This is a genomic window from Pseudoalteromonas sp. S1727 (assembly GCF_005886375.1).
In the GTDB taxonomy this organism is placed as follows: Bacteria; Pseudomonadota; Gammaproteobacteria; order Enterobacterales; family Alteromonadaceae; genus Pseudoalteromonas; species Pseudoalteromonas haloplanktis.
Window position 1 is genome coordinate 32,402 of the sequence record NZ_PNDT01000016.1, and the last position, 14,798, is coordinate 47,199.

The 14,798-nt window shown below is 40.4% G+C and carries 13 protein-coding genes; 5 read left to right on the top strand and 8 right to left on the bottom strand.

Annotated features, from left to right (window positions below):
* The first annotated feature begins 23 nt into the window (after window positions 1–23).
* Window positions 24–1,034, top strand: a complete 1,011-nt coding sequence (ansA, locus tag CWB85_RS05345; protein ID WP_016707239.1) for an asparaginase — start codon at window positions 24–26, stop codon at window positions 1,032–1,034.
* 84 nt (window positions 1,035–1,118) lie between these two features.
* Here ansA and gnd read toward each other — a convergent pair whose 3' ends face one another.
* A complete protein-coding gene (gnd, locus tag CWB85_RS05350) occupies window positions 1,119–2,492 on the bottom strand; it encodes an NADP-dependent phosphogluconate dehydrogenase (RefSeq protein WP_138554319.1) in 1,374 nt (457 codons plus the stop codon).
* Window positions 2,493–2,931: 439 nt separating this feature from the next.
* Between gnd and pyk the strand changes: the two genes are divergently transcribed.
* Window positions 2,932–4,368 (top strand): pyruvate kinase, encoded by a 1,437-nt coding sequence (pyk, locus tag CWB85_RS05355; RefSeq protein ID WP_016707241.1) that lies wholly within the window; start codon window positions 2,932–2,934, stop codon window positions 4,366–4,368.
* A gap of 105 nt (window positions 4,369–4,473) precedes the next feature.
* Here the strand turns inward: pyk and CWB85_RS05360 are convergent, their stop codons facing one another.
* The 6 genes from CWB85_RS05360 to thrS form a co-directional block, all read right to left on the bottom strand.
* Entirely contained in the window at window positions 4,474–5,298 is an 825-nt protein-coding gene (locus CWB85_RS05360; protein ID WP_016707243.1) for a LytR/AlgR family response regulator transcription factor, read from the bottom strand.
* Entirely contained in the window at window positions 5,295–6,368 is a 1,074-nt protein-coding gene (locus CWB85_RS05365) for a sensor histidine kinase (protein WP_016707244.1), read from the bottom strand. Before CWB85_RS05365 ends, CWB85_RS05360 begins: the two co-directional genes overlap by 4 nt.
* A gap of 181 nt (window positions 6,369–6,549) precedes the next feature.
* The gene (gene rplT / locus CWB85_RS05370; RefSeq protein ID WP_008110477.1) at window positions 6,550–6,912 is read right to left on the bottom strand and encodes a 50S ribosomal protein L20; all 363 of its coding nucleotides are present in this window, start codon (window positions 6,910–6,912) and stop codon (window positions 6,550–6,552) included.
* Between the two features lie 15 nt (window positions 6,913–6,927).
* Window positions 6,928–7,128, bottom strand: a complete 201-nt coding sequence (rpmI, locus tag CWB85_RS05375; RefSeq protein WP_004587840.1) for a 50S ribosomal protein L35 — start codon at window positions 7,126–7,128, stop codon at window positions 6,928–6,930.
* A 208-nt stretch (window positions 7,129–7,336) separates the two neighbouring features.
* Complete coding sequence (gene infC / locus CWB85_RS05380) at window positions 7,337–7,900, bottom strand: translation initiation factor IF-3 (RefSeq protein WP_016707245.1); 564 nt, start codon at window positions 7,898–7,900, stop codon at window positions 7,337–7,339.
* Between the two features lie 59 nt (window positions 7,901–7,959).
* Window positions 7,960–9,870 carry a threonine--tRNA ligase gene (gene thrS / locus CWB85_RS05385; RefSeq protein WP_016707246.1) on the bottom strand — a complete coding sequence of 637 codons (1,911 nt, stop codon included), beginning with the start codon at window positions 9,868–9,870 and terminating at the stop codon, window positions 7,960–7,962.
* Window positions 9,871–10,128: 258 nt separating this feature from the next.
* Between thrS and CWB85_RS05390 the strand changes: the two genes are divergently transcribed.
* From CWB85_RS05390 to CWB85_RS05400, 3 genes are all read left to right on the top strand, one after another.
* A complete protein-coding gene (locus CWB85_RS05390) occupies window positions 10,129–11,169 on the top strand; it encodes an endonuclease/exonuclease/phosphatase family protein (protein WP_138554320.1) in 1,041 nt (346 codons plus the stop codon).
* 41 nt (window positions 11,170–11,210) lie between these two features.
* A complete protein-coding gene (locus CWB85_RS05395) occupies window positions 11,211–11,657 on the top strand; it encodes a DUF3010 family protein (protein WP_016707249.1) in 447 nt (148 codons plus the stop codon).
* 197 nt (window positions 11,658–11,854) lie between these two features.
* Window positions 11,855–13,600, top strand: coding sequence for an AMP-binding protein (locus CWB85_RS05400; protein ID WP_138554321.1), 1,746 nt, complete (start codon window positions 11,855–11,857; stop codon window positions 13,598–13,600).
* Window positions 13,601–13,660: 60 nt separating this feature from the next.
* On the opposite strand, the gene CWB85_RS05405 is transcribed toward CWB85_RS05400, so the two are convergent.
* Entirely contained in the window at window positions 13,661–14,503 is an 843-nt protein-coding gene (locus CWB85_RS05405) for an alpha/beta hydrolase (protein WP_138554322.1), read from the bottom strand.
* Between the last annotated feature and the right edge of the window lie 295 nt (window positions 14,504–14,798).

Sequence of the window (14,798 nt, forward strand, 5' to 3'; positions counted from 1 at the left end):
AGTTTTTTTTACTGGGCTTTTTTATGAAACGTAAACGTATTTATATCGCATACACGGGCGGTACAATTGGCATGAAAAAATCAAGCCGAGGTTATATTCCTGCGGATGGCTTTTTAACACAAACCGTAGTAAACAATGCTGAATTTAATCGTGATGAAATGCCTTTATTCGATATTCACGAGTATTGCCCGTTAATTGATTCATCAGACATGTCCCCTGCCCATTGGCAATTAATTGCTGATGACATTAAAAGTAAGTACCAAGACTATGATGGTTTTGTGGTACTCCATGGTACAGATACCATGGCCTATACCGCATCTGCACTGTCATTTATGTTTGAGAACTTGACCAAGCCAATAATTGTCACTGGCTCACAAATTCCCCTTTCACAGCTACGCTCTGATGGCCAAGTCAATTTACTCAATGCCATGTATTTAGCGGCAAATTACCCAATCGCAGAAGTCAGCTTATTTTTTAATAATCAACTATTTCGTGGTAATCGCGCAACGAAAGCACACGCAGACGGGTTTGATGCTTTTGCCTCGCCAAACCTCGAGCCACTGGCTTTATCAGGTATCAACATTCAGTTACTCAAGGGGCAGTTGAGTCCGTATGTTGAAAATGAACTACAAGTCACCAACATCACACCGCAGCCTATTGGGGTGTTGTACTTGTATCCTGGGATCAGTCATGCCGTGGTTAAAAGTCTAGTAAACGATAATATCAAAGCCTTAGTATTATTGAGCTTTGGTGTAGGCAATGCTCCACAAGATCCAGAGTTTTTAGAGATCCTAGCCAGCGCAAGTAAACGCGGTATGGTGATCATCAATCTAACTCAATGCTTAAAAGGTCATGTCAATATGGGCGGTTATGCAACAGGTAATGCATTACTCAATATTGGTGTGATCAGTGGCTATGATATGACACTGGAAGCATGCTTAACTAAATTACATTACTTGTTTAGCCAAAAGCTTGAAATTGAAACCATTCGCCATCTAATGCAAGATAACTTACGTGGTGAGTTGAGTCGCTAAGCTGGATTGCTGACAATAAAAACATTGTTTAAAAATAAAAGGCACGCTAATTAGCGTGCCTTTTATTTAAACCGTTTAGTCTAATTAACGAACTTTTGCGTCAATATCAACTAAGTCAGTTAAATGGCATACTTCACCACTGTGGGTTTTAATACCATGCTCACCAAAGTAATCTCGCTGAGCCTGTACTAAATGACCATTACTTGGCGTAGTTAGTGTGGCGAAATACGTTTGCGTTGAGCTTAATACCGGAAATGCTAATCCGGTCATCATAGCTTGACCTGTGACTTTACGCAGTGCGAGTGACTCTTTTTCAAGGGTATCAATAAACTCAACACCCTCAGCAATGTTATCTAAATAATCAGCACGAATAATACAGCCTGCACGCCATGTTTGTAGCGTTTTAGATAAGTCTACTTTCCACTGATGCGCCCGCGATGCGCCTTTAATAAGCGCAAGGCCTTGGCGATATGCCAATAAGCTTGCAAACAAGAAAGCATCTTTAAGTTCGTCTAAATCAAGCTCAACTTGTGACGTTGCTTTAGCAGCATAAGTCATTTCTTTTGCAGCGTGTGTATCGCCGGTATTGGTTAGATGACGCGCTTGAACTGCAGCTACCAATGAAGGGACTGCTATACCTAGTTCTAGTGCATTTTGCGCAGTCCATAAACCAGTGCCTTTGGCGCCTACTTTATTGTCAATTAAATCAACAAGGGCTTCCGCTTCGTCAGTTTCTAACGTTAAGATATGGCTTGAAATAGATAGTAAGTAGCTATTTAGTGAGCCTTCAGACCATTGGTTAAAAATTTCAGCAACTTCATGTGGTGTACGGTTGGTGCCTAAACGCAATAATTGATACATTTCAGCAATTAATTGCATTAATGCGTATTCGATGCCGTTGTGCACCATTTTAACAAAATGACCACTGGCAGATTGACCTACACGGGCAAAACACGACTCACCTTTGTAACTGGCAGCCACTTTTTCAAACCATGGCTCGACACGCTCCCAGCCACCTTCTGAACCACTTGCCATCATTGCAGGACCATGACGAGCACCTTCTGCACCGCCAGAAATCCCCATAGTGGCAAATTCAAATTTATTTTGATATTTAAGTTTACGCGTTATGCCATCTTTATAGTTACTATTTCCGCAATCGACAATAATGTCGTCGCAATCAACACCCGCTTCAACTAATTCGTTACACACTTTATCAACTAACTCACCTGCTGGTACTAATAACAAGATTGAGCGAGGTGGCGTTAACCGTTTTACCATATCAGCTAAATCAGACACAATGTGCAGACGATCTGCCATGCCTTGTAATTTAGCACAGCTTAATAGCTCTTCGCCCGCATCTGGGTTTTTATCATAAGCTACTAGCGTCATACCCTGTTCTATCAAGTTCAGAGCAAGATTTTTACCCATAACGCCTAACCCGACTAATGCAACTTGCATTTAGTGTCCTCCTCGGTAACAACTATTGGTTAGTAAATGAAAATAATACCGCGCGCATTATACCCAAGCCACTTAAAAATGCGAGCCTAGAGACAGATACCACTGCGTATATATTATGAAACCTGTACTGCGGATAATAAATTACTTATTCACAGTTCATAAGAACATACATTCTGCGCGATTATAGCAAACAACCATTCACTGAGGGCGATAAATTTTCCTAGCTTGGATGTAGCCCGATCATTGACGGAATCTGACACCGGTGTCATAATGTGGTAATATTTATTTTGTATAAAATAATGGCAGCATAATAAGTTACACAGCTTTTATAGATGTATTAGCTGCCAATAAAAACCGTATTATGCGTGTAAAACGACATATATAAATAACGAAAAACCGTCAACCTGCTTATAATTTAATAAGCCTACAGGAGAATTTGATGCTTAGACGCACAAAAATAGTCGCGACCCTTGGACCTGCAACCGATCGAGATAATAACTTAGAAAAAATAATCCGTGCTGGTGCAAACGTAGTGCGTTTGAACTTTTCACACGGTGTTGCACAAGATCACAAAGATCGCGCTCAAGCTGTGCGTGATATTGCTAAAAAATTAGGTAAGCACATTGCTATTTTAGCTGACTTACAAGGCCCTAAAATTCGTGTATCTACTTTTAAAGATGGCAAAGTATCACTGGCCGTTGGCGCTAAATTTATCTTAGATGCAAAAATGGAAAAAGGCCAAGGCGATATTAACGCAGTTGGTATTGATTACAAAGAATTGCCACAAGACGTCGCACCAGGTGATTTATTACTATTAAACGATGGCTTAATTCAATTGACCGTTGCAAATGTTGAAGGTCATTTAGTTCATACCACAGTAACCGTGGGTGGTGTGTTATCAAATAACAAAGGGATCAACCGCTTAGGTGGTGGTTTAACTGCACCTGCGTTTACTGAAAAAGATAAAGAAGATTTAATTACTGCCGCTGAAATTGGCGTTGATTATATTGCAGTTTCATTCCCGCGCAGTGGTGATGATATGCGATATGTGCGTTCACTTGCCGAAGCTGCAGGTTCAAACGCACAATTGCTAGCTAAAATTGAGCGTGCTGAAGCAGTAGAAACCGTTGAAGCTGTTGATGATATCGTATTAGCATCTGATGCTGTAATGGTTGCACGAGGTGACTTAGGTGTAGAAATTGGCGATGCCGCATTAATGGGTAAGCAAAAGCTTATTATTCGTCGCGCTCGTTCACTTAATCGTACTGTGATCACCGCAACGCAAATGATGGAATCAATGATTGATAACCCGATGCCAACGCGTGCAGAGGTTATGGATGTTGCCAATGCTGTACTAGATGGTACTGATGCTGTGATGCTTTCAGCTGAAACAGCTGCTGGTGATTACCCTGAAGAAACCGTTGCAACTATGGCACGCGTTTGTTTAGGTGCAGAATCACAAAAAGAAACGCATGTTTCTAAGCATCGTTTAGATAGCCGTTTCTCGTCAAACGCTGAATCAATTGCTTTATCTGCCATGTATGCGGCAAACCACCTAGATTCTGTGAAAGCGATTGTAACGTTAACTGAATCAGGCAGCACGGCTAAATTAATGTCACGTATTAGCTCTGGGTTACCAATTTATTCATTGTCTCGTCACGCAAGTACACTTGGTCAAACAGCATTATATCGTGGTGTTTACCCCGTATTTTTTGACTCAACACAATGTGAAAAAGATAACATGGTAAAAGATGCTCTTAACACATTAGTTGCATCAGGCTCTTTACAATCAGGTGACACTGTTATTCTTACTCACGGTGATGCAATGGAAACCATCGGCGCAACCAACACCATGAAAATAGTGACAGTTGCTTGATCAGCCACTTCAGCTAGAAGTTAAAACTAAAAAAACGCGAGCACACTGAGCTCGCGTTTTTTATTTAATAAAAAAGCGTTTTAATACAACTTGTACTAACTAATATTAACTTGCTAACGCAGCTTTAACTTTGTCGCGATAACTACGGCTTACCTTTAGTTCTTGACCATTGTCTAACACTAACAAATACTCACCACTGACCTGGGTAACTAGCTTACTAATTTGTTTTGTATTGACTATTGCACTGCGATGTACGCGGACAAATAATTGTGGATCAAGCTCCTGCTCTAACTCTTTCATTGTTTTGCGAAGGATATGAGTTTGCCCATCTTGGCAATGCAAACACATATAATCACCAGCAGCGTCAACCCATTGAATTGTTGCGACAGGAACACGGATTATTTCTCCTTGTTCTTTCACAGCTAAAGACTCTGGGTAACGTCGATCTGTTAATGTATCGCCGGTGGCGAGTTTTTTCAAAATCTCTTCACAATTATTGCCAGTAATTCCAGCGACAAAACTTGCCAATTTCTTTTTATGGGCGTTGTCTTGTTGCGTCTTCAAGTAGGTATGCACTTTCTCTACCGCCTGTTTAAGTCTATTGTCATCGACTGGTTTAAGAATATAATCTAAAGCATGAATTTCAAACGCTTTGACTGCGAACTGATCAAATGCTGTAACAAATACAATCGCAGGTAGTGCTCTGACACTTTCACTCAGTGCTCTAGCTACCTCAAATCCATTCATTCCAGGCATTTGAATATCTAAAAAAACTAAATCTATTTTCCCTGCTTGGCATGCATCTATGGCTTCTTGTCCAGAGCTACAAAGTTGCATGACTTCAATATCATCAAATTCTTCTAATCTAACTGCTAAACCTCTACGAGCTAAAGGTTCATCATCAACAATCAGGGTCTTAATCTTGCTCATTTTTTCACAGCCTTTTCAAACGGAACGCGCAGATTAACCTTCAATCCACTTGGCGTATTATGTGACAACACAAACGAATAGTTATTCTCATATAAGGTTTTTAAACGGTCTTTAGTATTTGCCACCCCAACCCCTTGTGAGTTAACCAATTGGCCATTAAGTAATTCTGTACCAGGGCCATTATCGCCTACTTCCAATAATAGTTCATTAGCAAAAACTTGTGCTTTAATATCAATCACTCCCCCCTCTGTGAGATGAGCTATCGCATATTTAATCGCGTTTTCAATGATCGGTTGCAAAATCAAGCTTGGCACTAATGCATTTTTTGCTTCATCGCTGACTTGTACATTCACTTGAAGTCGTTCATCAAAGCGCACTCGCTCTATTTCAAGATAGAGCATCAGTGCATGTAACTCTTGTTCAAGTGGTACTTTTTTTATTGGATCAGTATTGAGTGTATAGCGTAAGAAATCACTTAACTTTGACACCATTAAATTAGCATCTTTATTTTCTTTTACCAAAATCAACGTCGATATGGCATTCAAAGTATTAAATAAAAAGTGTGGATTTAACTGATAACGAAGCATCTTTAATTGCGCTTCATGGGCCATGGTCGTTGCTTTAAGGGCCTTTTGTCGCTCACTTTGCAAGAGCTGATAATATTTAATACCAAAATACAAACCACTCCAACAAAGGATAATATAAACCGAATCTAAACCTTGCTGAAAATAGTAAAACCACTCTGTAGGGCGATAGCCATGGCGGTAAATTTCCCATAAATTAAATTTTTGGATCACCGCCCATAAAGTACCGGTAACATAAGACGCAGTGAACACCACCAGCATTAAAATCCAAGGGGCTGCATTCCAGACCTTACGATACATATACCGTAATGGCACAGTCATTAAACATCCGGCGTAAGCATTGAGCACGATCACAAATACATAGATATCGCGCATTTCAAATACTTTAGAGCCAATGTAGTTAACAAGTGCATAACCTATCCAACCGGCGATCTGTAAGACCCAAAAAAACCGTTGGCGGTTATCAACTAAGGATTGCCAATTCAAAATAGTTAATTACCTCATTTATTTGTAATTATTATATAGCGTTAATTGGGGTGGGATCACTACCGACTATCTCGCTTTTCACGAGGCTTACCGCAAAGATTTTAGTTAGAAATGAGTACACAGTTTATTTTAGCCACAAAAAAAGGAGCCATGGGCTCCTTTTCATTACTTATTTTAAAGCTTAAGCTGCCGCTAGGCCTTCTTTTGCTTTTGCAACAAGCGCTGCGAATGCAACTTGGTCATAAACAGCGATATCTGCAAGGATCTTACGATCGATTTCTACAGAAGTCTTTTTAAGACCATTGATAAAACGGCTGTAAGACAGACCATTTTGACGTGAAGCAGCATTGATACGTGCAATCCATAATTGACGGAAAGTACGTTTCTTAGCACGACGGTCACGGTAAGCGTATTGACCCGCTTTAGTAACAGCCTGGAAAGCTACGCGGTAAACACGTGAACGTGCTCCGTAGTAACCTTTTGCTTGTTTTAAAACTTTTTTGTGACGTGCACGTGCGACAACGCCGCGTTTAACTCTTGCCATTTCTAAAAACCCCTATTAAGCGAATGGTAACATACGTGAAACTAGACCATGGTCATTTTTATGAACCATCATCTTAGGACGTAGGTGTAACTTACGCTTAGAAGTTTTCTTAGTCAGAATGTGACGAAGATGCGCTTGTTTACGCTTGAAACCGCCAGAAGCAGTTTTCTTGAAACGCTTAGCTGCGCCTCTGTGACTTTTTAGCTTATAAGCCATTGCAATAACTCCAAATGTATTGCTTTAAAATTAGTAAGCAGGCGTGAGATATATTGCTACAGCTCCACTTTTAGGCCTAACTTACTGCCATATTCCGGTGAAAACTCAACATAAATGCTGCAGTTTTACTTTAAAACCGGTTAACTCAGGTGAATATTCGCATATTACTTGCAGACCTGAGCTAAATTCGGTGCGTATTCTAGCTTGTTTATTGCTTTTTAGCAACAGGAGCCATCATCATAACCATTTGACGACCTTCAACACGATTTGGGAAAGACTCTACTTGCGCAAGATCTTCTAAATCAGCTTTAACACGGTTTAATAATTCTATACCAATTTCTTGGTGCGCCATTTCACGACCACGGAAACGAATAGTGATTTTAGCTTTATCACCCGCTTCTAAGAACTTACGTAAGCTACGCAGCTTGACCTGATAATCACCTTCATCCGTACCAGGACGGAATTTGATTTCTTTTATCTGGATTTGCTTTTGTTTCTTCTTCTGCTCTTTTAGTTCTTTGCTTTTTTCAAAGATGAACTTACCGTAGTCCATGACCTTACACACAGGCGGCTCAGCATTTGGGCTGATCTCTACTAGATCAACACCTGCTTCATCAGCCATAGCTTGCGCATCTCTTAATGTTTGAATGCCAGCTTGTTCGCCGTCGATGTCGATTAAACGAACTTCTTTAGCTGTAATTTCATCGTTGATACGATTTTTTTGAGCTGTTTGTTGCCCTTTCTTGCCGCCTCTAATGGTACGTTCCTCCAAGAATATCAAATATTAAGCGTGTAGTTAGCTGTTGTGTTAATGCCCTACACGCTGGATTTTTATTGTCGATGTTTAATTTCTTCACAAATTTTAGCGACGAAGTCATCAACATTAAATTTGCCCAAGTCTTCACCTGTGCGAGTCCGTACTGCCACTTCTTGTTGTTCAACTTCTTTATCGCCAACAACAAGTAAATAAGGAATACGTTTTAATGTATGTTCACGGATTTTAAAGCCAATCTTCTCATTTCTCAAGTCAGCAGCGGCTCTAATTCCAAGTTTATTTAATTTTTGTACAATTTCTTGCACATAATCCGCCTGTTTATCAGTGATATTCATGATCACTACTTGCTTAGGCGCAAGCCACGTTGGGAATAAACCTGCATACTCTTCAGTCAATATACCGATAAAACGCTCGATAGAACCAAGAATAGCGCGGTGGATCATAACCGGTGTACGACGCTCGTTGTTTTCAGCAACATACGTTGCACCTAAACGACCCGGTAAAGCAAAATCGAGTTGCACTGTACCACATTGCCACGCTCTGTCTAAGCAATCGTACAAAGTAAATTCAATTTTCGGACCGTAGAAGGCGCCTTCACCCGGTAAATAATCAAATTCAATGTTATTTGCTTTAAGCGCATCTGCCAATGCTTGCTCTGCTTTATCCCAAATTTCGTCTTCGCCGATACGTTTTTCAGGGCGAGTAGAAAGCTTTACAACTATTTTTTCAAAGCCAAACGTTTCGTACGTGTCGTAAACCATTTTGATACATGATGATACTTCATCCATCACTTGGTCTTCGGTACAGAAAACATGCGCATCATCTTGAGTAAAACCACGAACACGCATTAAGCCGTGCAACGCACCTGATGGCTCATTACGGTGACAACAACCAAACTCAGCCATACGCAGTGGTAAATCACGGTACGATTTTAAACCTTGATTAAAGATTTGTACGTGACCTGGACAGTTCATCGGCTTAATAGCGTACTCACGTTTTTCAGATTCAGTGGTAAACATTGCATCTGAATATTTATCCCAGTGGCCTGACTTTTCCCATAACGAGCGGTCCATCATCATTGGACCTTTTACTTCTTCGTACTGGTATTCGCGTAGTTTTTCGCGCACAAAGTCTTCTAGTTCACGGTAAATGCTCCACCCATCGTTATGCCAAAACACCATGCCCGGTGCTTCTTCTTGCCAATGCCATAAATCAAGGGCTTTACCAATACGACGGTGGTCACGTTTTTCAGCTTCTTCTAAACGCTTTAAATATGCTTTTAGTTGCTTCTTGTCACCCCAAGCGGTGCCATAAATACGTTGCAACATTTTGTTTTCTGAGTCACCACGCCAGTAAGCACCTGCTACTTTCATTATTTTAAAGTGTTGGCAGAACTTCATATTTGGTACGTGCGGACCACGACACATATCAACATACTCTTCGTGATGATATAGGCCTGGACGATCATCTTTAGCGATATTTTCGTCTAAAATTTCGATTTTGTATGTTTCGCCACGCGCTGCAAATGCATCGCGCGCTTCTTGCCAGCTGACGGTTTGTTTAACAACGTCGTAGTTTGTTTTTGCAAGTTGTAACATGCGCTTTTCAATGGCGTCTAAGTCTTCTTGACTAAGCGAATGTTCCATATCGATATCATAGTAAAAACCATTATCGATAGTAGGACCAATTGCCATTTTTGCTTCAGGGAACAGCTGCTTAACAGCATGACCTATTAAGTGAGCGCATGAGTGACGAATGATCTCTAAACCATCATCATCTTTTACCGTGATAATCTCTAAGCGTGAATCTTCAGAAATTAAATCACATGCATCCACACGCACGCCATTTACACGACCTGCAATGGTCGCTTTAGCAAGGCCTGGGCCGATATCATTGGCTACATCAAGGGTGCTAACTGGGTTTTCAAAACTACGCTGACTGCCGTCAGGAAGGGTAATAACTGGCATTATAAATCCTTACTACAGTGGTGACGCCTACAATGCATCACATGTATTTATTTAAAGTAAAATGAGTAACTCGACAACGCTTTTACGAATAAGCATTGTTAATTTTAACCATATTGGTTAATGCATTTGTTGAGTCTTACCAAACGCAAGCAGTTATTGTCGCGTTTGAGGCGGTTAAATACAAGTATTTAGCCAGACAAATTGACAAATAACCGCGGCATTTCATACTTAATGCAATTTCAGCTGTTGGATCATCGAATGACCACACTTAAAAGTATTCGTTTTGCCACCTTAAATTTACTTAATTATGCAGCGCCCCCTTATTCCTTTTATCAATTACACGAACGTTACAATGCAACACAATGGCGGCAAAAACAGCAATTTATTGCTGACTTCTTGCAACAAAGCCAAGCCACGGTGGTTGCATTTCAAGAAGTATTTAGCCCACAACAACTCGAAATACTGTGTAAAGAGCAAGGCTATAACTATTTTGCTACCGTCGCCTGCCCCCGCAGTGACAATCTCTACCCGCAAGTATTATTTAATCCCGTCGTCGCGATTGCCGCAAAAATTCCTTTTCAGCAATGCCAGCAACTAACTCCTTGCCCTGAGCTACTGGAATATTTAAATAATCAAAATGAGTTTAAATTTAACCGTACGCCAATTAAATGTCATTTTGATATACCCGGCTTTGGCGAGCTAGCCTGTTATGTGGTGCACTTTAAATCACAACGAGTGCATTCCATGGCGCATATGCTAAACATTCACAATCAAGACGATCCACTACTTAATTTACTGCAGCAAACGGTTGGCATGATGCAATCACATATATCACGGTCACTGGAAGCATCAATTGTTTACTACGACGCACTTAAAACGCAGCGTGAGAACAACTGTGCCACCTTAGTGATGGGCGACTTTAACGACAATATCCAAAGCCCAGCGTTATCGTTTATGACGCAAGGTTTTCACCCGACTCGATGCGAACCATGTCTAGAGCTTGAACAACCCATAGTTGGACTGACTGACGCATTTGCATTAAGCACCGAAGCGATTGAAGGTAAAATCAAACCTGCCACCCATTATTATCAAGGCCGTGGCAATGTTCTGGATTATATTTTAGTCTCCGGCCACTTTAATACTAAGTGTGTGTTATCACGTATACACTCTATGCGCTATTTAAGCTTCGACAAGCATTTAAACCCTGCCCATACAGAGGAGGATATTTGCATCAGCGATCATGGCGGCGTTGCCATTGAAATCGCTTTTAATACCAACTGCACTCGCATCTTGAGTTGACTTGGGTATAATGTAACAAACTAGTTATTTAGAGAATGACAATGAGAACATGCGGTGTAGAAATTACCGGTAGTGACGTACTACTGTGTATTTTAACAAAAGATAAAGACGTATTTGATATACGCGATATTCGCCAAACTCGCTTTACCTTAGGTAATGGCAATGACACAGAAGTAATGCGCAAATTCCAGTTTGATTTTGCTAAGCTTATGCAAGATTATCAAATCGATTCCGTCGCTATTCGTCAACGTGCGCCAAAAGGTAAATTTGCAGGTAGTGCAAACGGATTTAAGATGGAGACCGCGATTCAATTAATTAAAGAGCTCGATGTGCATTTATTTACAGTGACTGAAATCAAAGAGCAATTAAAGCGCAACCCAATTCCTATCGATTTTGCAGAAACAGGGCTGAAAAAGTATCAAGAAAATGCTTTTGTTAACGCCTACGTTTATTTAATGAAGAAAACCTACCGCAGTGAAGAGCTTTAGTTTTAATTAACGCGCTAACAACTACATACTATAGCGCTAGTGAGTATTGCAAACCTGTTTGCATAAACTTACTAGCGTTTTTTATTGCCTCGCATTTCCTTTTTCTTGCTACATTGGTCGTATAGCCCTTCCCTTTGTCGACAATCTATGTTTTTCTAACAAAGTAAACTCTCACAACATTGACACGGAGAACGGCGATGCACGTAAAAAATACAAATAAAACTGTGTTCGACAGCGATACTGAGGGCAAAGCTCCCATTCCATTAACACAAAGCTACTATCAAGGGGCACAAAACCCAATATTGATCAATCAAACCATTGGTGACTACCTAGATAATATTGTCGACAATAACCCTAACCACCCTGCGATTATCGTTCACCATCAAAACATTCGCTTAAGTTATAGTGAGTATCAGCAACAGATCAATCAACTCGCCATGGGCTTGTTGGCGATAGGTGTAAAGCCTGGTGATCGGGTCGGTATTTGGTCACCTAATAACCTTGAGTGGTGCTTAACTCAATTTGCCACAGCGAAGATCGGGGCCATTATGGTCTGTATTAATCCAGCCTATCGCCCTAATGAATTACACTATGCACTTAACTCGGTACAGTGCTCTACCCTTATTACCGCCTCTAATTTTAAAGCCAGTAATTACCTTGATATGCTTAATGAGTTACTGCCAGAACTTGCAACAGCAACTCCTGGGCAACTTTGCGCAAAAATTTTACCTGATTTAAAGAATATCATTCGTATTGGCGATGAACCCGCACCGGGCATGTTTAGTTTTAAACACGTTATGGCACTGCCCAACGATGCAACACAACAAGCACTCAAGAGCATTGCAGCAACACTAAAACCAGATCAAGATATCAATATCCAGTTTACTTCTGGCACAACGGGTAATCCCAAAGGGGCGACTTTATCGCATCGCAACATTTTGAATAATGGTTTTTTAATGGCTAACGCCATGGGGTTAACTGCCGCAGATAAACTGTGTATCCCCGTGCCTTTGTATCATTGCTTTGGCATGGTACTAGGAAACCTTGTGTGTATCAGCAAAGGCGCCACTGCGGTGTTCCCTGGTGAATCGTTTGATCCAACCACCACCTTAGAAGTAGTAGAGCAAGAGCACTGCACCGCGCTTCATGGCGTGCCTACTATGTTTATCGCAGAGCTTGAACTAAAAGATTTCTCCCGTTTTGATTTATCAAGTTTACGCACCGGTATAATGGCAGGATCAACATGCCCAGAGCAGGTGATGCGAAAAGTGCACTCACTTATGCATATGAAAGAAGTGGTCATTGGCTATGGTCAAACTGAATGCAGCCCTATTAATAATGTCACAGAAATTGATTCCCCTATTGAAAAACAAGTCACCACAGTGGGTCGCGCCCTCGCCCATACAGAGGTAAAAATTATTGATGAACTGGGTGATATTCAAAAAATCGGCCTGCCCGGTGAAGTATGTAGCCGAGGCGCTGGTATTATGCGCTGCTATTGGAATGACGAAGAAAAAACCGCCGCAACGATTGATAAAGATGGCTGGCTGCATTCGGGTGATTTAGGGGTAATGGATGAGCAAGGCTTTGTTGCCATTGTAGGGAGGATAAAAGATATGATTATTCGCGGTGGAGAGAATATCTATCCGCGAGAAATTGAAGAAGTACTCTACACTTATCCGGGCGTGCAAGATGCCGCTATTTTTGGTATCAGTGATGAAAAATACGGTGAAGAAGTCTGTGCTTGGGTGCAACCCAAAGAAGATGCGATATTAACAGAGCAAGAAATACGTACTTTCTTAAAAGATAAACTCGCCTATTTTAAAGTACCGAAGCACATACGGTTTGTTGAACACTACCCGATGACGGTGACGGGTAAGCTACAAAAATTTAAAATGCGTGAACAAATGCAAGCTGAAATAAAAGAAAGCGCATTTTCTTAGCCCTTCTAATTCTAGTTGAGCAAAAGGCTGAATAACTATATTCAGCCTTAAATACTGAAATCATTCTACTGCTTTTTGCATATGGCTGGTTAAAAACAAAAATTGATAAGGAATAACTTTTTGCCAATAGTGCCAGTCATGTACACCGGGTCGTTCTACATAATCATGGCGGATCCTAAGTGCTAATAACGCGTCATGAAGTTCACGGTTTTGCTCAATAAAAAAATCATCAACACCAATATCAAGCATAATAGGCAGGTTATCAGCGGTTTTTTTCCAACGTGTATTACCCGCAGCCAGTTTGTGTAAATTATTGATGATGGATGCATTATCCCAGCGCTGTGGATATTGGCTATACTCACCTAATACTTTTGCAATACCAAATTCAGCAGCAAATGGTCGTAAATCAACACCACCAGACATAGACGTAACAGCTGCAAAAACATCTTGATTATTTATAGCAACATTCAATGCGCCATATCCCCCCATTGATAGACCAGTGATCCCCCGCCCCATTTTAGACCGATTGGTCGAATAGGTATTATCAATATAATTTACCACATCTTCTGCTATGTAAGTTTCATATTGAGAATCGTTAAGCTGCGGCGAATCTAAGTACCAGGCACCATAATTACCGTCTGGGTTTACAACTATCACATCATACTGATCGGCTAATTGTTCTATGTCGGTTAATTTAGTCCAATCAGTGTGGTTACCGCTAAAACCATGTAATACATAGATCACATTGTAACGTTTATTGCTCGAATAATTATCCGGCAGGACTACCGTGATCGGTTGCTCTATCTTTGTTTTTTGCCCAACGAAAGTACTGCTCTTAACTTCAAATGCAATTGTGTGAGCACTAAAAATGAGGCTAAAAATAATGATAAATAGATGTTTCATATTGTTATTTTATTTATGATGTCATTGTATTTTAATCATTTCACTGTTTTTGTATGAAGTAAACAACTAATTTATCATACAATTAAAACTAATAATAAAGACGATTAATCTCGCTGTTTCCATAACTTCACCATACATTATTTGCTAGGTGCTTTTTGACGAAATCTATCCGTGCAAAATTCGCCTTTTTTCCAAACTTTGGATAAAGATCTAACATACCCAACCATTGAGTAAGAAATTCTTTATTTGATAGTGCTTTAGGTTTGTTTTCGCAGTATTCACGTTCGACTCTATA